Source organism: Staphylococcus carnosus (genome assembly GCF_900458435.1).
Taxonomy (GTDB): Bacteria; Bacillota; Bacilli; order Staphylococcales; family Staphylococcaceae; genus Staphylococcus; species Staphylococcus carnosus.
In genome coordinates, this window is sequence record NZ_UHCT01000001.1 from 2550037 (window position 1) to 2571383 (window position 21347).

General features: G+C 36.3%; 19 protein-coding genes, 1 riboswitch and 1 other annotated feature. Of the genes, 5 read left to right on the forward strand and 14 right to left on the reverse strand.

Translation table 11 applies throughout. The annotated features are described in order from the left end of the window. The first annotated feature begins 31 nt into the window (after nucleotides 1-31). Nucleotides 32-742 (forward strand): dihydrofolate reductase family protein, encoded by a 711-nt coding sequence (locus DYE31_RS12485; RefSeq protein ID WP_012664049.1) that lies wholly within the window; start codon nucleotides 32-34, stop codon nucleotides 740-742. Nucleotides 743-810: 68 nt separating this feature from the next. Here DYE31_RS12485 and ychF read toward each other — a convergent pair whose 3' ends face one another. From ychF to DYE31_RS12505, 4 genes are all read right to left on the reverse strand, one after another. Beyond that, nucleotides 811-1908, reverse strand: a complete 1098-nt coding sequence (ychF, locus tag DYE31_RS12490; RefSeq protein WP_012664048.1) for a redox-regulated ATPase YchF — start codon at nucleotides 1906-1908, stop codon at nucleotides 811-813. Further along, complete coding sequence (locus DYE31_RS12495) at nucleotides 1908-2120, reverse strand: DUF951 domain-containing protein (protein WP_012664047.1); 213 nt, start codon at nucleotides 2118-2120, stop codon at nucleotides 1908-1910. Before DYE31_RS12495 ends, ychF begins: the two co-directional genes overlap by 1 nt. A gap of 18 nt (nucleotides 2121-2138) precedes the next feature. Next, nucleotides 2139-3038 (reverse strand): mechanosensitive ion channel family protein, encoded by a 900-nt coding sequence (locus DYE31_RS12500; RefSeq protein ID WP_012664046.1) that lies wholly within the window; start codon nucleotides 3036-3038, stop codon nucleotides 2139-2141. 88 nt (nucleotides 3039-3126) lie between these two features. After that, on the reverse strand, nucleotides 3127-3942 hold the full coding sequence (locus tag DYE31_RS12505) for a ParB/RepB/Spo0J family partition protein (RefSeq protein WP_041612924.1): 816 nt from the start codon (nucleotides 3940-3942) through the stop codon (nucleotides 3127-3129). Nucleotides 3943-4246: 304 nt separating this feature from the next. Beyond that, nucleotides 4247-4598: a binding site (T-box leader), on the forward strand. A 116-nt stretch (nucleotides 4599-4714) separates the two neighbouring features. Here DYE31_RS12505 and DYE31_RS12510 point away from each other — a divergent pair. From DYE31_RS12510 to DYE31_RS12525, 4 genes are all read left to right on the forward strand, one after another. After that, nucleotides 4715-5887: a trans-sulfuration enzyme family protein gene (locus DYE31_RS12510; RefSeq protein WP_012664044.1), complete on the forward strand. Its 1173-nt coding sequence runs from the start codon at nucleotides 4715-4717 to the stop codon at nucleotides 5885-5887. Beyond that, the gene (locus tag DYE31_RS12515; protein ID WP_012664043.1) at nucleotides 5841-7682 is read left to right on the forward strand and encodes a bifunctional homocysteine S-methyltransferase/methylenetetrahydrofolate reductase; all 1842 of its coding nucleotides are present in this window, start codon (nucleotides 5841-5843) and stop codon (nucleotides 7680-7682) included. Before DYE31_RS12510 ends, DYE31_RS12515 begins: the two co-directional genes overlap by 47 nt. Then, complete coding sequence (gene metE / locus DYE31_RS12520; protein ID WP_012664042.1) at nucleotides 7679-9922, forward strand: 5-methyltetrahydropteroyltriglutamate--homocysteine S-methyltransferase; 2244 nt, start codon at nucleotides 7679-7681, stop codon at nucleotides 9920-9922. The genes DYE31_RS12515 and metE overlap by 4 nt, the downstream gene beginning before the upstream one ends. A 178-nt stretch (nucleotides 9923-10100) precedes the next feature. Next, on the forward strand, nucleotides 10101-10850 hold the full coding sequence (locus DYE31_RS12525) for a cyclase family protein (protein WP_012664041.1): 750 nt from the start codon (nucleotides 10101-10103) through the stop codon (nucleotides 10848-10850). Between the two features lie 708 nt (nucleotides 10851-11558). Here the strand turns inward: DYE31_RS12525 and DYE31_RS12530 are convergent. The 10 genes from DYE31_RS12530 to rpmH form a co-directional block, all read right to left on the reverse strand. Beyond that, a complete protein-coding gene (locus DYE31_RS12530) occupies nucleotides 11559-12719 on the reverse strand; it encodes an aminotransferase class I/II-fold pyridoxal phosphate-dependent enzyme (protein ID WP_012664040.1) in 1161 nt (386 codons plus the stop codon). 97 nt (nucleotides 12720-12816) lie between these two features. Next, nucleotides 12817-12928, reverse strand: a riboswitch (SAM riboswitch). 110 nt (nucleotides 12929-13038) lie between these two features. Continuing rightward, the gene (locus DYE31_RS12535) at nucleotides 13039-13710 is read right to left on the reverse strand and encodes a hypothetical protein (protein WP_012664039.1); all 672 of its coding nucleotides are present in this window, start codon (nucleotides 13708-13710) and stop codon (nucleotides 13039-13041) included. Nucleotides 13711-13803: 93 nt separating this feature from the next. Beyond that, on the reverse strand, nucleotides 13804-13977 hold the full coding sequence (locus DYE31_RS12940) for a hypothetical protein (protein WP_012664038.1): 174 nt from the start codon (nucleotides 13975-13977) through the stop codon (nucleotides 13804-13806). A gap of 14 nt (nucleotides 13978-13991) precedes the next feature. Then, nucleotides 13992-14921, reverse strand: coding sequence for a hypothetical protein (locus tag DYE31_RS12540; RefSeq protein ID WP_012664037.1), 930 nt, complete (start codon nucleotides 14919-14921; stop codon nucleotides 13992-13994). A 134-nt stretch (nucleotides 14922-15055) separates the two neighbouring features. After that, entirely contained in the window at nucleotides 15056-15898 is an 843-nt protein-coding gene (noc, locus tag DYE31_RS12545; RefSeq protein ID WP_012664036.1) for a nucleoid occlusion protein, read from the reverse strand. A 46-nt stretch (nucleotides 15899-15944) separates the two neighbouring features. Then, a complete protein-coding gene (gene rsmG / locus DYE31_RS12550; RefSeq protein WP_012664035.1) occupies nucleotides 15945-16667 on the reverse strand; it encodes a 16S rRNA (guanine(527)-N(7))-methyltransferase RsmG in 723 nt (240 codons plus the stop codon). Then, entirely contained in the window at nucleotides 16668-18542 is a 1875-nt protein-coding gene (gene mnmG / locus DYE31_RS12555) for a tRNA uridine-5-carboxymethylaminomethyl(34) synthesis enzyme MnmG (protein WP_012664034.1), read from the reverse strand. Between the two features lie 15 nt (nucleotides 18543-18557). Beyond that, nucleotides 18558-19937: a tRNA uridine-5-carboxymethylaminomethyl(34) synthesis GTPase MnmE gene (gene mnmE, locus DYE31_RS12560; protein ID WP_162465559.1), complete on the reverse strand. Its 1380-nt coding sequence runs from the start codon at nucleotides 19935-19937 to the stop codon at nucleotides 18558-18560. Between the two features lie 132 nt (nucleotides 19938-20069). Then, nucleotides 20070-20417 carry a ribonuclease P protein component gene (rnpA, locus tag DYE31_RS12565; RefSeq protein ID WP_012664032.1) on the reverse strand — a complete coding sequence of 116 codons (348 nt, stop codon included), beginning with the start codon at nucleotides 20415-20417 and terminating at the stop codon, nucleotides 20070-20072. A 151-nt stretch (nucleotides 20418-20568) separates the two neighbouring features. Further along, nucleotides 20569-20706, reverse strand: coding sequence for a 50S ribosomal protein L34 (rpmH, locus tag DYE31_RS12570; RefSeq protein ID WP_000240855.1), 138 nt, complete (start codon nucleotides 20704-20706; stop codon nucleotides 20569-20571). Between the last annotated feature and the right edge of the window lie 641 nt (nucleotides 20707-21347).

Sequence of the window (21347 nt, forward strand, 5' to 3'; positions counted from 1 at the left end):
ATTTCTTTCAACTACAATAGGAGGTTTTTTGATGACTAGACCTAAAATAATTTTGCATATGTCTGAATCAATCAATGGTAATATCACCGGTCCTTATAATAAAGTAGCAGGATCAAACTTAGGAAAAGCATATGAATACGCAGATGAAAAAATAAATTCAAATGCAATGATACTAGGACGTAAAACTATCGAAGAAAACTTTACAAGTAAAGAAATGCCTAACTTACCTGAAGATCCTAAATCATATTCAAGAAATGAGGATTTTGTCGCAAATACAGACTTAGATCATTATGTTATTTCTATTGACCCTTCTGGTAAAGCTGCTTGGGAACAAAATTACATCAAATTCCGTGATCGACCTAAAATGCATATTATTGAAGTACTTTCAGAAAATGTATCTGATGCTTATCTAGAACATTTAAGAAACCTTAATATTTCTTATGTTTTCGGAGGCCCAAATAAAAATTTAGATTTAAAATCTGTTGTTTCTAAATTAAATCAATTATTCAACTTAGATAAACTTACTTTGTCAGGCGGTGGCGGAGTTAACTGGTCATTCTTTGAACAAGGATTAGTTGATGAAATCAGTGTCATCATCGCTCCTGTAGTGGATGATCATTTTAACCGTCCAAATTTATTTGATAATAATGATAAAGATCAAAGTGATGTCATCCAAAAATATAAAATTCACCACGTTGAACAATTGGACGGGGATATCGTATGGTTGTACTACAAAATTTAAAATAATATAAAAAACGGAAAAGTTCTTTAGTTAATCTAAGAACTTTTCCGTTTATTTATTAGCTTTATTTACACGTTAAATCTAAAGTGTACAACGTCACCATCTTGCATGATATAATCTTTACCTTCTAAGCGCATTTTACCTGCTTCTTTAGCACCATGTTCACCATTATTTTCTACATAGTCTTTAAAGCTAGTAACTTCTGCACGAATGAAGCCGCGTTCGAAGTCTGTATGAATAATACCCGCACATTGAGGTGCTGTCATACCTTTACGGAATGTCCAAGCACGTACTTCTTGTACACCAGCAGTAAAGTAAGTTGCAAGTCCAAGCAAGTCATAAGTACTGCGGATTAAACGATCAAGACCTGGCTCTGTGATACCTAAATCTTCTAAGAACATTTCTTTATCTTCTTCATCTAATGTCGCAATTTCTTCTTCAATTTTAGCACTGATAACAATGACTTCTGAACCTTCTTTATCAGCATATTCTTTAATTGTTGTTACTTTTTCATTATCCGCTTCATTAATCTCATCTTCACCAACGTTAGCAATATAAATCATTGGTTTAGAAGTTAACAATTGTGCTTGTTTCACATATTTTGCATCTTCTTCATTGAATTCAAGACTGCGGACAGGGTCCCCGGCCTCTAAAGCTTCTTTGATGCGTTCTAAAATACGTACTTCATTCACTGCATCTTTATCTTTTTGACGCGCCATTTTTTCTAAACGTGGTAAACGTTTATCTACAGATTCTAAATCCGCTAATACAAGTTCCATATTGATGACTTCGATATCATCTAAAGGATCTACACGACCTGAAACATGTGTAACGTTATCATCGTCAAATGCACGAACTACCTGACAAATAGCATCTACTTCACGGATATGTGATAAGAATTTATTACCAAGACCTTCACCTTTAGAAGCACCTTTAACAATACCTGCAATATCAGTAAATTCGAAAGTAGTTGGGATAACTTTCTTAGGATTTACGATATCAGATAATGCTTGTAAACGTGAATCCGGTACTTCTACAATCCCAACGTTAGGATCGATTGTAGCGAATGGATAGTTTGCAGCAAGCGCACCTGCTTTTGTAATTGCGTTAAATAGAGTAGACTTTCCGACGTTCGGCAAGCCCACGATACCAGCTGTTAAAGCCATTATTCATTCTCCTTCTTTTTTGCATCATTTGATACAAGTACTTTTTTTAATTTTTTATTGAACTCTGTACGAGGCATCATAATACTTCGATGGCACTTTTCACATTTAATTCTAATATCTGCACCCATGCGAATAATTTTAAAACGATTTTCACCGCAAGCATGCGCTTTTTTCATTTCCACAATATCATTCAGACCATACTGAATTGCCATTTACACAATCCCCCATCATTATGAATTATCATTTTGTCCGAATTGACCGTTATATTGCATCATAACTGGTGCAGGAGACTTAATCCCTTCTTTATTCAAGAAGTTCGCAATCTCTTTACGCAAGATACGAGATCCTGGAACGGCATTATTCGGTGTCGTTTCAGCTGCCACTTTTAAAATATAAGCATTACCCGTTAAATCCTCAATACCAAGGATTTCTGGTTTAGAAACAAAAATATAATAATTTGAATGCAATGTTGCTAAGAAATCGCTGAGTTTCTCTTCTACTTTATCTACATCTTCATCCATAGCAATCGGCACTTCCACCAATGCTTTTGCATTTGAAATTGAGAAATTGGTAATCTCAGACATCACACTATTAGGTAAAACTGTCAGTTCGCCAGTATAAGCATGAATGCGTGTTGAACGCAGACCAATCGTTTGAACTGTACCCTCTGTAATCGGAGTTCCGTTCATATTGATTTTAACATAATCTCCGACATCAAATTGATTTTCAAAGATAATAAAGAAACCTGTAATGATATCTTTAACTATTGTTTGTGCACCAAAGCCGATTGCCAGTCCGACAACACCAGCACCAGCTAAGAGACCTGTTACACTGATACCGAATTTACCTAAAATAGTTGTCAGTACGATAAACCAGACAACATAACGGACAACGTTTTTCACTAAAGCAGTTAATGTTACAGAACGTTTTCTGCCATGACTGCTGCGATTTTGTAATTTGAAAAATTGTTCAATCGATTTATTCAAGACTTTTATAACAATAATTGCGACAATGATATAAATTAATATCATTATCAATTTGTTTAAAAGATCCGCATATGTTTCAGACTTCGTAAAAGGTTCAATTAGTGAATTGAACACTCCATGTAAAGTATTCCAAAACGTTTTCAAGCCATTTTCCTCCTGTCTTACTGCACGGTGTTTTAATTATATTTTTTTACATCAAATATACATTTTATCACGAATTACGCGCAATTTCTTACGATTCACTATTCAAAGCTTCTATTAAGCGCATAAATTCTTCTTCTGAAGTAAATTCAAATGTAACCTGGCCTTTATTACGTTTGGTAGTAATAGCTACATTTGTTCCATAACGTTCTTTCAAACGACGTTCTTCTCTCTGAATCAGACGCGGCTTTTTAGTCTGCTGCTTTTCTTGTTTCTCTTTATTCTGATCAGAAGTCAATTCACTGACATAATTTTCTAAGTAGCGCACACTCCATGCTTCATGAATGGCTTGTTTTGCAGTACGTTTCATGATCTTTTCATCTTTCAGCATCAATAAAGTACGGCCATGAGCACCTGATAGTTTTCCATCTTTGATATATTGCGTAATATCAGTTGGTAAATTCAGCAACCGCAGCATATTTGCAATATAAGGACGGGACTTTCCTAATCGTGTCGCAACTTCTTTTTGTGTCAGTTTTAAATCATCCATCAATTTACGATAACTTTCCGCTTCTTCCACCGCATTCAAATCTTCACGCTGCAGATTTTCAATAATAGCAAGTTCCATCATATCTGCTTCTGTCATTTCTTTTACAATCGCTGGAATATGCGTTTTACCTGCTTTTTGTGAAGCTCTGAAACGTCGTTCGCCTACTACAATATGATATCCTCTTACAGTTTTACGTAAGATAATCGGCTGCAATACGCCATGTTCACTTATAGACGCAGCTAAATCTTCTAATTTAGTTTCTTCAAAATGTTTGCGCGGCTGATAGGGATTTGGACGAATGTCTTCGAGTGAAATCTCTTCAACTTGCGCTTGCTGGTCATGTATATCATCAGACATATCGCAACCCACCTTTCTCATCAATACTCCTCTCCTATTGTAAAAAAAATACGGTCTTCAATAAAGCAATTTTTCTTATTCTTGTTAAAAAGAGTGCGCTGAATCGTCACACTGAAATAAAAAAATTCAAAAAATTTAAATTTCTTAAATCGCTTGGTGCTGTAGGGCTCCAAGTGTATCCAAAAATCTTTTTTATGCATTATTCTGAAAATTCTGTTGACAAACTGATAAAGTGCAATATACAATGTGGTCATCAACAAAAAACAAATCTTTTTACACTAAGTTGAACAATTGAATATCGTTCCTAAACACGATAATAAGGAAAGTAGAACTTACACTGCTGGCACAGAGAGCCTCTGACCGCTGAAAGGAGGCGCAGAAAGAAAGTTTGAAAATGGCCTTGGAGTGGTGGTGTCGATATGAGGCATCAACGGGGGCGCCCGTTACAGCGCTACAGTATTAACATTTTTGCACAATGGCGTACTGGATGACGAAACGTTATTTTAAATCATACAGCAACTAGCTGATTATTATAATAGCGGGCCTTTATTTCAGTATTGGAGCCATAGACAGATTTAGCGTACTGGAAGAGGTTGCTTTAGCAATAAAGCAGCGAATTAAGGTGGTACCGCGAAGCACAAGCTTTCGTCCTTTACATCCGATTCATTTCGGGTTTAAAGGACGGAAGCTTTTTTTCGTGGTCAGCTTCCCTCCTTAGTTCCAGAACTTCCGCAGCCAAAAGCAATCTCAATAACTAAAGGAGTGTTTATTTATGTCACTATCATCAGAAACAAATTTAATCAAGCACCATCAATTCCCGCACATTTTAGCAGCCAACCCGCCATTATACGATTCTTCAACTTTCCCAACAGAATTAATCGGATCAGAAGTATCGTACGATTATGCAAGATCAGGTCATCCGAATCGTGAAGTACTTGAAGAAAAAATTGCAGCATTAGAAAATGCAGATTATGGTATTGCCTACAACTCAGGCATCGGCGCAATCTCAGCAGTTTTCTTCTTACTAGAAAGCGGAGATCATCTTATCATCCCTAATGACGTTTACGGCGGAACGTACCGTTTATGTACACAGTTTTTACCAGGATTAAATATTGAAGTGACAACTGTAGATACCACAAAACCTGAAGAAGTGGAAAAAGCGATTAAAGAAAACACAAAGCTGATCCATATTGAAACACCATCAAATCCATTATTTAAAGTGACAGATATCAAAGCTATTGCTGATGTAGCAAAAGCACATAACTTATTATTATCTGTCGATAATACTTTCTTAACACCGTTATCACAAAAACCATTAGAATTAGGCGCTGATATTGTAAGCCATAGTGCTACTAAATTCTTAAGCGGACATAGCGATTTAATCGCAGGGATCGTGGTAACTAACAATGCAGAAGTAGCAGAACAGTTAAGATTTATTCAAAATACGTTAGGCAGTGGATTATCAGCACAAGACAGCTGGACACTGACAAAACATCTAAAAACATTGCATGTACGTTGGAATCAATCCGTACAAAACACACAAAAAATTATTGAATTCTTAAAAACACGTCCTGAAATCACAGAAGTTTATTACCCAGGAAATGATGAAATCAATAAAAAACAAGCTGAAAATGGCGGTGCGGTTTTAAGTTTCCGTTTAAGCGACCCTGAAAAAGTACCTGAGTTCGCAAGAGCATTGAAAATACCTCAAATCGCAGTCAGCTTAGGCGGTATTCAAACAATTGTTTCTCATCCAGCCACAATGTCACATGCTTCAGTTCCTGAAGATGTACGAAACGAACGCGGTATTACGTTTGATTTATTAAGATTAAGTGTTGGATTAGAAGACCCTGACGAATTGATTGCAGATTTTGAAGCAGCATTGGAGGAAACATACTATGAGCCGATTTCTACAAACTTTGAAAGAGAACGTCTTAGTAGCTGACGGTGCAATAGGAACGATTCTTTACTCCGAAGGGATCGATACTTGTCCCGAAGCTTACAACATAACACACCCGAAAAAAATCGAACAAATCCATCGTTCTTACATTCAAGCAGGTGCTGATGTCATTCAAACCAACACTTACGGTGCAAACTTTGAAAAACTCCAAACATTCGGATTGGAGCATCAAGTGAAAGACATTACACGAGCTGCTGTAAGAATTGCTAAAAAAGCAGCCAATGAAGACACCTTTATTTTAGGTACTGTAGGTGGATTCAAAGGCGTAAAACAAAATGAATTATCGCTTTCAACAATTCTTTATCATACAGACATTCAAATTGATACACTCATTGATGAAGGTGTGGATGCGTTATTATTTGAAACTTACTATGATTTAAACGAGCTCTTGCAGGTCATCAGAGCGACAAAGAAAAAATACGATATACCCGTTATCGCACAACTTACCGCTTCTAATACCAATTATCTGCAAGATGGTACTGAAATTAATGAAGCACTCAAACAAGTGGAAGCAGAAGGTGCGGACGTCATCGGTCTGAATTGCCATCACGGTCCGCATCATATGCAACAATCTTTTACACATATAGAACTTCCGCAACATGCATTATTATCGTGTTATCCAAATGCAAGCTTACTTGATTTTGAAAACTCTTCTATCAAGTATAGCGATAATGCATCATACTTTGGAAAAATTGCGAAGTCGCTTGTAAAAGAAGGTGTTCACTTGATCGGTGGTTGCTGCGGTACTACACCAGAACATATTCATTATATAAAAGAAGCCGTCGAAGGTTTAGAACCGATTAATGAGAAGAAAGTGATTCCAATCAGACGCAAAAGCAATCACCCTTCCATTCCGGTTCAAAAAGATAACTTAACTACAAAAGTAAAATCAGGTCCTACTGTCATCGTAGAACTTGATACACCGAAACACTTAGATACAACAAAATTTTTTGTTAATGTCACAAAACTTGATAAAGCCAATGTAGATGCGATTACCTTAGCTGACAATTCTTTAGCCACAGTACGTGTCAGCAATATCGCCGCAGCAAGCATTATCAAACAAAATTATAATATCGAACCTTTAGTGCATATCACATGCCGAGACAGAAACTTAATCGGACTACAATCCCACTTATTAGGTTTATCACTGTTAGGCATCAACGAAATCTTAGCAATTACAGGCGATCCTTCAAAAGTCGGTCACCTGCCAGGTGCTAATAATGTATACGATGTGAACTCTAAAGGATTAACAGAATTAGCTGTTCGGTTCAATCAAGGATTGAACATCGACGGCGGTGCATTAAAAACAACTACTAATTTCAATATCGCTGGCGCATTCAATCCGAATGTTCGAAAAATGGAAGCAGCCGTTCGACGTTTGGATAAGAAATTAGACAGTGGGATGAATTACTTTATCACCCAACCCGTTTATACGGTTGAAAAGATTCAAGAAATCGCTGAAAAAACAGCACATTTAGACTCACCATTCTTTATCGGTATTATGCCGATTACAAGTTATAGGAACGCACAATTTTTACACAATGAAGTACCTGGTATCACCTTACCAGAAGATGTATTAGAGCAATTTGAAGCAGTTAAAGACGATAAACAAAAAACAAAAGAATTGAGCTTACGCATTTGCAGAAAATTAGTAGATGAGGTCACAAAACACTTTAATGGCTTATACCTCATCACACCATTTGAACAAGTAGATTATTCACTAGAACTTGCAACTTATTTTAAAACTAAAACTGAAAATAACCAGGAGGCAATAATATGACAATTAAAACAGCTAATATCGGATTCCCACGTTTAGGACGCAAAAGAGAATGGAAGAAAGCAATCGAAAGTTATTGGGCAGGCAAAACAAATTATGATGAATTAACAACAACATTAAACGACTTGCATAAAGAAAACCTTTTATTACAAAAGAACTATAATATCGACAGTGTACCTGTTGGAGATTTCTCATTATATGATCATGTGCTAGATACATCGTTATTATTCAACATCATCCCAGAACGTTTCCAAGGTCAAGAAGTGAATGACGACTTACTATTTGATATCGCACGTGGTACAAAAGAACATGTCGCAAGTGCTTTAATCAAATGGTTCAACACAAACTATCACTATATCGTACCTGAATGGGATAATGCAGAACCAAAATTAAATCGCAATGTATTACTTGAAAGATTCCAATTTGCACAACAACTTAATGTCCCTGCACATCCTGTCATTTTAGGGCCTGTATCATTTGTACAATTATCACGTGGCGGCGATCAATCATTTGAAGAAAAAGTAGAAACTTTACTGCCATTATACAAAGAAGTCTTACAATCATTAGTAGATGCTGGTGCTGAATATATTCAAATTGATGAGCCTGTACTTGTTACAGATAACGCAAAAGAATTAGAAGATATTACTCGCCATGTATATGACTACTTCGAAAAAGCAGGTTTAGCAGACAAATTAGTTATCCAAACTTACTTCGAACATGTAGATTTAGAGTTTGTGAACAGCTTGCCGGTTAAAGGCTTTGGTTTAGACTTCGTTCATGACCGCGGTGTGAACTTACAACAAATCAGAGATGGTAAATTATCTAAAGATAAAGCGTTATATGCTGGTATTATCGATGGCCGTAACGTATGGGCTGCAGATATCGAAGCTAAAAAAGATTTAATCGAAGAATTACAACAATATACAGATGAGTTAGTCATCCAACCGTCTTCTTCTTTACTTCATGTGCCAGTTTCATTAGATGATGAAGTGTTAGATGAAACAATCGAAGAAGGTTTAAGCTTTGCGACTGAAAAATTAGATGAATTAGATGCTTTAAAACGTCTTATCAATAATGGAGATGCAGAGAAATACGATCAATTGAAAGCACAATATGAACGTTTCCAAAATCAAGCATTCAAAAATCTTGAATATGATTTTGACAGCGTACGTACACATCGTGAATCAGCATTCCCTGAACGTAAAAAAGTTCAAGATGCACGCTTAAAATTACCTGAGCTGCCAACAACAACAATCGGTTCATTCCCACAAACTAAAGAAGTACGTAAGAAACGTGCAGATTGGAAAAATCATCGTATCAGCGATGAAGAGTACAACCAATTCTTACGTGATGAAATTGCACGCTGGATTCAAATCCAAGAAGATATCAGCTTAGATGTCTTTGTACATGGTGAATTCGAGCGTAACGACATGGTTGAATTCTTTGGTGAAAGATTGCAAGGCTTCTTAGTTACTAAATACGGATGGGTACAATCTTATGGTTCTCGTGCTGTTAAGCCGCCTGTTATCTACGGAGATGTTAAATGGACAAAACCAATCACAGTGGAAGAAACAGCTTATGCACAAAGCTTAACGGACCACCCAGTAAAAGGTATGCTGACAGGTCCAGTTACAATCTTAAACTGGTCATTTGAACGTGTTGATATTCCACGCCAAGAAGTACAAGATCAAATCGCTTTAGCGATTAATGAAGAAGTATTAGCATTAGAAGATGCTGGTATCAAAGTTATCCAAGTAGATGAACCAGCATTACGTGAAGGTTTGCCGCTTCGCAAAGAATATCATGAAGAGTACTTGAAACAAGCATTGCGTTCATTCAGATTAGCAACATCATCAGTGGCAGATGCTACGCAAATCCATACGCATATGTGCTATTCTCAATTCGGCGAAATCATTCATACTATCCACGATTTAGATGCAGATGTTATCTCAATCGAAACGTCTCGAAGCCATGGTGCTTTAATTAAAGACTTTGAGGATATTACGTATGATTTAGGTATCGGATTAGGTGTATATGATATCCACAGTCCACGTATCCCGACTGAAGAAGAAATCACAGTCGCAATTAACCGCGGATTGAAAGAAATCGACCGTTCATTATTCTGGGTAAACCCAGATTGCGGCTTGAAAACACGTAATGAAGATCAAGTAAAAGAAGCATTATCTGTCTTAGTATCAGCAGTTAAAAAATTACGTCAAGAACAAGGTCAAGAAACAGCATAAGCCAAAAGAAATTGAGTATGGCAGTAACATGATTAGGTCTCTCCTTCCCCTAATCATGCTGCTCAACTCAATAACTTGAGATTTATCCCGCCGATTTATCTCTTAAAAACCACTTTTCTTTTAAGTATTTATTATTTTTAACAATAACAACAATTGCAGTAGCAGCGAGGTGTTTACGATGAGTTATCCTTTATGGGATCAGCTGAAAGCTTTGAAAGAAAATAAATGGGTCGATTTGACGCATACATTTGATTCAAAGAGTCCACATTTCAGCGCATTAGAAGAAGCATATATCGATACAATCAGTACGGTACCTGAAGATGGGTTTTTCGTCCAAAGATGGAGTGTTGCGACACAATATGGCACCCATATTGATGCACCTATCCATTTTGTGGAACATAAACGCTATTTACATGAGCTCGATTTAAAAGAACTTGTATTGCCCCTTATCGTGCTTGATTACTCTAAAGAAGTAGCGGAAAATCCTGATTTTCGCCTTACACGCCAAGATTTATTAGAATGGGAAGACCAGCACGGCCGCATCGAACCCGATTCATTCGTTGCGTTCCGCAGTGATTGGTCAAAACGCTGGCCGAACGTTGAACAATTTGAGAATAAAGATGCTGAAGGCAATCCTCACGCTCCTGGATGGGCATTAGACGCATTACAATTCTTACTTGAAGAACGCGGCGTTAAATCAGTAGGACATGAAACTTTTGATACAGATGCTTCTGTTGATGTCGCAAAACACGGCGACTTAATCGGAGAGCGTTATGTATTAGGTCAAGATACATTCCAAATCGAATTGTTAACAAATCTCGATCAACTCCCTGAAAGAGGGGCAGTGATTTATACAATCAGCCCTAAACCTGCAGATGCGCCTGGATTCCCTGTCCGTGCATTTGCAATCACTCCAGAAAAGCAGTAATGGACAAGCGATCATCTATTAAACTGCAGCCATTATGAGTGAAACGATTAAAATAAACATATCGGCTACATGCCCTGGGTCCACAGGAATTGGGGCATGAATCGCCATTGTTCTTAAACCCGATTAAGAACATTCTTTTCATTATCTGGTATATATCTTCACCCGATAAGGATATATACTGAATTTCATTTATTGCCACTTCCCGATAAACGGCAATAACCTAACTCCTTTTACTAATTATAAAAAGAAGACACTGGATATATGGCAGCACCTCCCACCACCCCGTGTGTGTTGTAGCCGTATATCCAGTGTTCTATTTTTTTGAAGATTATTCCTAAAATTTATATATAGTAAAATAATGAGAGATGAAACAACTTTTGTTGTCTCACCTCTCATTTTTTTCGTTGTGCTTTTGTAACTTTCAAAGTGATTTACACAGTAACTTTAACAGTCGCTGCTTATTTATTGTTAAAGAAAGACAATAAATAATAGTCGATTATGCACCCAACATAATCGACTATTTCAATAAGCCTAAGGTAGAATATGGCTCAGACCATACGCCTAACATTTTTACACTCAGTCTTCTTTACCAGGACGTCTGAATGTTTTTTATTACACCTGCATAATAGCATCTTTTGTAACTTCTTAGAATTATAATATGTGGCTGAACTGCCTAAAATGTAGTTTCTGTTTGGTATTAATTTACAGTTATTTTTTATACATAGGGCTAAGTGATTTCAACCGCTTCGCTGCTTCATCTAATTGTTCATCGTCTAACGCAAGAGAAACACGTACATAATGATTGCCATTATCGCCAAATGGAATACCCGGGGCAACTAATATTGACTGATCTTGTAATAGGAATTCCACAAATTGTTCTCCAGTATAGCTTTCAGGTGTCTTTAACCATAAGAAAATACCACCTGTCATAGGTTCATATGGAATAGCACCTTCATCTAAAATAGCAGTAAAGCGATCTCGACGTTTTCTGAACACTTCACTTTGTTGTTCTAAAAAATCATCATAATTATTCAAAGCAAAAGTAGCCGCATCTTGTAATGCACCGAACATGCCAGCGTGGTGATGTGTATGATATTTCTTCAATGCTTGAATAACATCTTTATTCCCCAATGCAAAACCAACACGATAACCTGACATATTATATCCTTTAGACAGCGAGTAGACTTCTATCGCTACATCCTTTCCATCTTTTGATTGCAAAATACTTGGGTTTTTATGATCAAATCCAAAGGCAGCATAGGCAAAATCGTGTACGATTTTAGTTTGCGTTCCTTTGAATTTTTGAATCGCTTCATCGAACACTTCTTGTGTTACTGTAGAGCCTGTCGGGTTATTCGGATAAGTTAAATAGATGAGCTTCGTTTGTTTCAAGATATCCTCAGGCACTTTATCCCAATCGGGCTGATAATTCGGAGGTTCTAACTCTAATGCATAGGGATGCGCATCCGCAAATAAAACGCCAGCCAGATAATCTGTATATCCAGGGTCAGGCAGCAATACATAATCTTCTGGATTAACAATACAGTTCGGTAAGCCTACCAGACCATTTTTAGTGCCGTATAAAATACATACTTCATCATCTTTATCTAATTCAACGCCATATTGACGTTGATAAAAATCGACAATTGCTTGTTTGAACGTTTCTTTTCCATGGAACGCGCCATATTTCTGGTTTTCAGGAAGTCTCAAAGCGTCCGCAAATTCATCGACAATTCCTTTAGGTGTTTCTCCATCTGGAATACCTACTGCCATGTTGATGAGAGGAAGCGGTCCATGTTCAATTTTTCTTCCCATTGTTTTTCCAAAATAACTATCCGGTATCTTAGCTAATCTTCTTGACATCACCATTCATAGTTCCCCCTTTTATTTTGATAGATACGTCATACTTTTTTCAAAAAAAGCTATATGTCACTGTATAAGCAACATATAGCCTACTATGTATATGCACCTATCTTTCAAGTTGTACTTGTTGGATGAAGCACAGTGAGGTCAGTCTAAATAACCTTCTGTTGCTGAAGCTTCATAGGGCCAATTCCCTCTGCTTCTCTTGATAAGTTTGATTAATATAATTAACGTCTCTCATTGTACTAAAAATTCTGACATTTTTCAATTATAGTAAGGAGCATAAAAAACTCCACAACATATAAGCTGCAGAGTTTTATAAATATTATTCCGGTTGTCCTTTAGAATCAAATTTTTCTACTGAACCGTCGGAATTAACGATATACGAACCTGCAAGGTTGCCAGACTTATCCACGAATGAGAAGCCCCAACTTCCATCACTCTTTTGTTCAGGTTCTTTATACGTATAAGTGCTTGTATCTAATTTATGACCTTCGTAGTCTTCCACTTTATCAATCACATTAGCACGTGTTACTGTGCCACTTGAACTCGTGCTTTCTTTAGCGTTGCTTTCAGAAGAAGAATCAGACTTGCTGCTTGTTCCTACTTCAGGCGTTTCACTAACCGAAATCATATTTACCACTTTAGAAAAGTTTGGATTATCCTTATATTTTTCATACAAGTCTTTAAGGTTATAAATTGCACCGTAATCCAATAATTGTTGGTACGTATTTGTTCCTTGCTCAGGCATGATAATGATTTGTGAATCTGTCATAGCCATCATCGTAAGGTAGTTACCTTTTGATTCATATGACTCATAAACATCCATATTAGAAGGCTGTCCTGGTACTTGTCCATCAAATGTTCTTTGGAATTTAATATTTTGGATAGATTTTTGTACCTTTTTCAAACTATCCAATTTCTCATAACTATGGTTTAATAATTCTTCTGCTGAAATGGTTGTTTTTGCATACTTTGAATGTCCCACTGCAAACATTGCTAAAGCAATCTTATCTTTGTTAGTGAGTTGTTTAAAGCTTTTGATATTATCAGATGTTTTTTCTGATTCGGAATTATCTTTTTCACTATTCTATTCTGAAAATCTTTCTTTATTGGTTTGTTTTTCAGAAGTTTTATTATCCTTATGCTTTGCTTCTTGTTTATTATCTTTTTTGCTGTCTGATGATTTATTGTCACTGTGCCCGCATCCTGAAAGTAAGAGGGCTAACGTTGCAGAAGCAGCAAACAAATACTTCATTTTCATCTGTTGAAGTCCTCCTATTCAGGTTGTCCTTTAGCATCAAATTTTTCTACTGAACCATCTGAATGAACGATGTAAGACCCTGCAAGTTTGCCTGACTTATCTACAAATGAGAAGCCCCAACTTCCATCACTCTTTTGTTCAGGTTCTTTATACGTGTAAGTGCTTGTATCTAATTTATGACCTTCATAGTCTTCTACTTTATCTATCACATTAGCACGAGTTACTTTTTCTCCAGAGTCTGATGAACTGCTTTTGCTGTCACTGCTTGAATCATCCTCTTTTGGTGCAGGCTCAGCTGATTCTGTAAAAGTAATAAGATTTGCTACTTGTTGGAAATTTCTATCTTTATATTGGTTATAAAGATCTTTAACGTCATATAACCCACCAATATTTACTAACTGTTGATATGGATTAATCCCTTGCGTACCCGAAATTAAAACTTGAGTATCACTCACTCCAATAACAACAACCGAAGCTGCCTTAGAATTATTTGAATAATAAAAATCCATATTTTGAGGTGCGCTTGGAATATATTTAGGCACATCTTCAACTTTAGATAATTTTAATTGTTGAATTGTACGTTGAATATCCCCCCCATTTCCATTTTGAACATAACTATGATTCAATAATTCACTAGGAGTGACTGTAAAATCGGCTGATTTAGGTGCGTATAATGCCAAAGCGACCTTTTCTTGAGGTGTAAGTTGACTCACAGGTTTAACGTTTGAATTTGACTCTTTTTTAGATTCAGAACTTTTACTAGATTGATTTTTATTCGTTGAGCTTGATGTTGAATTTGATTCTTTTTTCTCAGTTTTTTGATTATCGTCTTTTTTAGTCTTTTCTTCATGCTTAGTATCGTTGTCCGATTTTTCTTGCGAACCGCAACTTGCTAATAAAATAGTAAGTGCTGCTGTAGCAGAAAATAGATGCTTAATTTTCATGATTGCTATTTCTCCCCTTTATATAATTAAGATACACTCTTAATTATATAAAAAAGGGTGGACACATTGTATACTTCTAATTAGTTTTTTTAAAACAATTTAAAAAAAGTCACTCGCACAGTAGCGAATGACTTTTATCGTTTATAAACTCTTATTTTTATTTCTAAATAATCATCACAATCACGTTCTTTTTGTTCTATATGGATACCGCTTTGTTCTATTTTATCTAAGCTGCTTTGAAGTGTTTCGCGTGCGTTTGTTAAGTCTTTAGCAAATTGGAATGGCTTAGCTTTTACTTTTTCAGGACCAACCAGGCTTTTCACCCTTGCTTCTGTTTGTTTAACATTCAGATGCTGATCGATAATCGTTTGAACCATTTCTTCTTGTTGTTCGAAAGTTAAGCTCAGTAATGCTCTAGCGTGGCGTTCTGTTATCTTTCCTTCAGAAAGTTTTTGTTTCACTTTAGGCGCAAGCTTCAATAAACGCAATTTATTTGCAATAAAGCTTTGGCTTTTGCCGACACTTTGTGCCAATTCACTTTGTGTTGTATCTCCAAGCTCTAATAACTTTTGATACGCTTCAGCTTCTTCAACAGCTGATAAATTTTCACGTTGAATATTTTCAATCAATGCTACAACAGCAGTTTCTTCATCTGTCATTTCACGAATGATGACATCTGCATAAGCCATTTGATTAGTACTCAATGCTCGGAAACGACGTTCTCCTGCAATGATTTCAAACATACCTTCTTCAATCGGACGCACGACAATGGGTTGAAGCAGTCCATGTTCTTGAATAGATTCAGCGAGTTCATTAATCTTATTCTGATCAAAAACTTGTCTCGGCTGATATCGATTCGGCACAATGCGCTCAATTTGAATGGATTCAACATTATTATTACGTTCTTCTTCTGTATAGCCTGTGATATCTTCGTCTTTATTTGTTAAACCGAATAGTTTAGAAAAAGGCTTTTTCATTGTCCATTCTCTCCCTCTAAATATACTTATATACTAATATTTATTTCTATTTTAGTAAAGGAGATTTATTAGGCGTACCTGCTTTTCGTGGATACTTTTTCGGTGTTTTACTGCGTTTTTCAATAATAATCATTTGACGTTCTCCTGCATCACCAGGTAATTCAAATGTTTCAACCGCTTCTACTCTTCCACCGAACACACCAATACCAAATCGAGCTTCCTCTAATTCTTCTTCACCTTTAGAAGATTTCATCGCGATAAAGTGGCCGCCTGTTTTCACTAACGGCAGACATAACTCGCTCAATACTGAAAGACGCGCTACAGCACGTGCTGTTACGATATCATAAGACTCCCGGTTGTCTCCTCTGACATTGCCGAAATTCTCTGCACGTTCATGAACAACACTGACACCGCGTAAGTCCAATGCATCAGCAAGATGATTTAAGAATTGAATACGTTTGTTTAATGAATCTACAATCGTCACTTTTAATTGCGGGAACACAATTTTCAAAGGAATACTTGGGAAGCCGGCACCTGCACCGACATCACAAATACTCAATTCTTGATTCATATCAATATAAAACGCTGCTGTGATTGAATCATAAAAGTGCTTTAAATAAACGCCTTCTTCATCAGTAATGCTTGTTAAGTTCATCTTTTCATTCCACTCTACAAGCAATTCATAGTAAGTTTGAAACTGCTGCTTTTGTTTATCATTTAATGTTATATCATGTTCTTGAAGCTTTTCAACCAGCCACTCAACACCCATCTATTTCACCCTTTCAAGTTTACCTTGTTCTAAATATACAAGTAAAATTGAAATATCTGCAGGGTTAACACCTGAGATACGTGAAGCTTGTGCAATGTTCAATGGTTTAACTTCAGCCAATTTTTCTCTTGCTTCACTTGCTAAGCTGTCAATTTTACTATAGTCCAAATCATGCGGAATTTTTTTCTGTTCCATGCGTTTTACTTTTTCAACTTGTTGTAATGATTTATTGATATAGCCTTCATATTTTGTTTGAATTTCCACTTGTTCTTCCACATCTGCTGGAATTTGGTGGTCTTCTTCTAAAATATCTAAAATCGCTTGGTAATCCATTTCTGGACGACGTAATAATTCGATTGCTAAGATACCATCTTTAAGTGGTGAACCATTACGTGATTTAATCACTTCTTGTGTGTGTTCATTCGGTTTAATACGAATGTTAGTAAGACGATTGATTTCCGCTTCGATTTGATCACGTTTTTCATTGAATCGTGCATAACGTTCATCAGAAATCATACCTAATTCATGACCTAAATCAGTCAAACGTAAATCAGCATTATCATGACGCAATAATAAACGATATTCAGCACGAGAAGTTAATAAACGATAAGGTTCGTTTGTTCCTTTCGTTACAAGGTCATCGATAAGTACACCGATATAAGCATCTGAACGGCTTAATACTTTTTCGCCTGTACCAAGCACTCTGCCGGCAGCGTTAATACCAGCCATAATACCTTGACCAGCTGCCTCTTCATAGCCAGACGTACCATTGATTTGACCCGCTGTATATAAGTTTTTAATTTTCTTAGTTTCTAAAGTCGGCCATAATTGTGTCGGTACAATCGCATCATATTCAATTGCATAACCTGCACGCATCATGTCTGCTTTTTCTAAGCCTTCAATCGTTTGAAGCATTTCACGTTGTACGTGTTCAGGCAAGCTTGTAGAAAGACCTTGAACATAAACTTCATTAGTATCGCGTCCTTCTGGTTCTAAGAACAATTGGTGACGCGGTTTATCGTTGAAACGTACATATTTATCTTCAATAGATGGGCAATAACGAGGGCCTGTACCTTTAATCATACCTGAATACATTGCAGATAAATGCAAGTTATCATCAATCACTTGGTGTGTTTTATCATTTGTATAAGTTAGCCAGCAAGGTAGTTGATCTAAAATAAATTCAGTTGTTTCGAAACTGAATGCACGACCTACATCATCACCAGGTTGAATTTCAGTTTTACTGTAATCAATAGTTTTAGCATTCACACGTGGAGGTGTACCTGTTTTGAAACGTACAATATCAAATCCAAGTTCTCTTAAGTTATCTGCTAAAGTAACAGATGGCAATTGATGGTTAGGACCGCTTGAATATTTTAAGTTTCCTAAGATGATTTCACCGCGTAAGAATGTTCCTGTAGTGATAACAACTGCTTTAGAACGATATTCTGTTCCGATATTAGTACGAACACCTTTGATTTCATCATCTTCAATGATTAATTCATCTACCATACCTTGCATAATGTGCAAGTTCTCTTCATCTTCTAACACACGTTTCATTTCTTTTTGATATAACACTTTATCTGCTTGTGCTCTTAATGCACGGACTGCTGGACCTTTACCTGTGTTCAGCATACGCATTTGAATGTGTGTTCTATCAATTGTCTTAGCCATTTGACCGCCAAGTGCATCAATTTCACGTACTACTATACCTTTAGCTGGACCGCCCACTGATGGGTTACATGGCATAAATCCAACGTTATCTAAGTTAATTGTCAGCATTAATGTTTTAGCACCGCGTCTTGCAGAAGCTAATCCTGCTTCAATTCCGGCATGTCCGGCACCAATGACAATTACATCATAATCCAAACTCATTTTTTGACCTCCCTATTATTTTCCGAGACAGAACTGACTGAATAATTGATCAATCAATTCGTCGCTTGCACTTTCTCCGATAATTTCTCCTAATATTTGCCAAGTTCTTGTTAAGTCAATTTGTACCATATCCATCGGTACACCCGCTTCTGCAGCATCTATTGCATCTTGAATCGCGTTACGCGCTTGTTTTAATAAAGAAATGTGTCTTGAATTAGAAACATATGTCATATCTTGGTTTTGCACTTCTCCGCCAAAGAATAAGTCGCGAATTTGTTCTTCTAATTGATCAATACCTTCTTGTTTCAACATTGAAGTTTCAATCACTGGCATATCTCCGACCATCGCTTTCACTTCATCTAAGTCTAAATGTTGTTCAAGGTCAGTTTTATTCACAATGATAATCGCATCTTCATTTTTAATGACTTCATATAATTTACGGTCTTCTTCTGTAAGGCCTTCATTATAATTAAGTACAAATAAGATCAAATCTGCTTCGCTTAACGCTTTTCTTGAACGTTCTACACCGATTTTTTCTACGATATCTTCAGTTTCGCGAATGCCTGCAGTATCTACTAAACGTAAAGGCACACCGCGTACATTAACATATTCTTCTAAGACATCTCTTGTTGTGCCGGCTACTTCTGTAACAATCGCCTTATTATCTTGAATTAAGTTATTAAGCATCGAAGACTTACCAACATTCGGCTTACCTACAATAACTGTAGACAACCCTTCTCGCATAATCTTGCCTTGAGTTCCTGTTGCTAAAAGCTTATCAATATCTTCTTTAATTTCTTTAGACTGCTTTAATAAGAACTCTGTTGTCGCATCTTCAACATCATCATATTCTGGATAATCGATGTTCACTTCAACTTGCGCTAAGATTTCTAAAATAGATTGACGCTGGCGTTTAATCATATCACTCAAACGGCCTTCAATTTGATTCATTGCAACTTTAGACGCTCGGTCTGTCTTAGAACGGATAAAGTCCATTACTGCTTCTGCTTGCGATAAATCAATTCTGCCATTTAAGAAAGCACGTTTTGTGTATTCACCAGGTTCAGCTAATCTTGCGCCATATGACATTGTCAATTCAAGAACATGATTAATCGTTAAAATACCGCCATGGCAATTAATCTCAACGATATCTTCTCTTGTAAATGTTTTTGGTGCCCGCAGCACAGATACCATAACTTCTTCAACCACTTCATTGGTTTCAGGATCAACGATATGTCCATAATTAATTGTATGTGATTCTACCTCGGCTAATGGTTTCTTTCCTTTATATAACTTATCCGTTATTTCAACAGCTTCTTTACCAGATAATCTGACAATACCGATTGCACCCTCACCCATTGGAGTGGAGATACTTGTAATCGTATCTAAATCCATCATGCTGCTTCGCCTCCTCTGCTTAATTTTCTAACTATATAATTGTAAAGAGTTTTAATGTAAATTGCTACATATGTGTTCGAATTTCTTAAAGTCGGTCTTACGTTTGTCTAACCTAAGACTTCGGTACGTCTACTTTATTCTCTTATTGAATAATTTTGCAACTTTTAAAACGTGCTCTAAGCTTTTTTGTATTTCGAGTACTGTCATGTCTTTAGCGGGATGTCTGGCAATGACAATAATATTTCTAGGCAACATATCATCTTTATGTACTTTAAAATTTTCTCTGATTGCTCTTTTGATACGATTGCGCGTCACAGCATTACCCAGCTTTTTTGAAACACTAATACCTAATTTAAAATGAGTCAATCCTTTATCTGGCATCATATAAATAACAAACTGGCGATTTGCTACCGACTTTCCTCTTCTATATATCGCTTGGAAATCGCTGTTCTTCTTAATACGGTATGCTTTTTCCACTTCCATCACTCACTTATATGTTCTTTTCGTATTTAACTCCCCTACCCTGCATCTCACCTCTACAGTTTAAGGGCTCTATATAAAATGTTCCAACTCAATCTTCATTTTTATGATTTAAAGCAAAAAAAAGACCACTGATAGGTCAGTGATCTTATGCTGATAAAACTTTACGGCCTTTACGACGACGACGCGCTAATACTTTACGTCCGTTTTTAGTGCTCATGCGTTTTCTGAAACCATGAACTTTACTGTGTTTACGTTTATTTGGTTGATAAGTACGTTTTACCATGTAAAAACACCTCCATATTGATTCTTCTTTTCATTTATAGTCGCTTTCTCACATTTACATTAATGAGGTTTCTTGGAAAAAGATCTGCATCTTCAGCCTATTCACATATAACTGAGATATTACAGACTTTCTGCCAAGCTGCTCCGCATGAATCTACGGTGTCGTTGAGAGGTTGGAACATTTAAAAAGTTCTTCCTCGCTTAGTTAAATTAATAAATATCTTAGTCATATTTCAAGCAACTACTAAAATATAACAAATTCAACCTTATAAAGCAAGTACATTTTAAGTGTCATCTCTCAATAAAGTTATCCACTTATACACAATATAAACGTGACATTCTGTGGATAAATATGTTACGATACACAGACTCTTACACATAAAAACAACATATCCACATGGGTTTGACAGGGAAGTTTGTTAATAAGTATAATTATGTGGATAAGTCCTGTAAACTTTGGCAGGGCTCAATTTATTGTGGTTATTTATCAACATTTTTCCTGTGTGTAATTAAAATCCATACAAAGTTATCCACTGATTGTGATTAACTTGTGGATAATTATTAACATACTGTGTATTGGCTTATCCACTGGGTGTGATTTTGTGAATAAGTCTAAAAAATTTATAGAAAGATGGAGTTTAT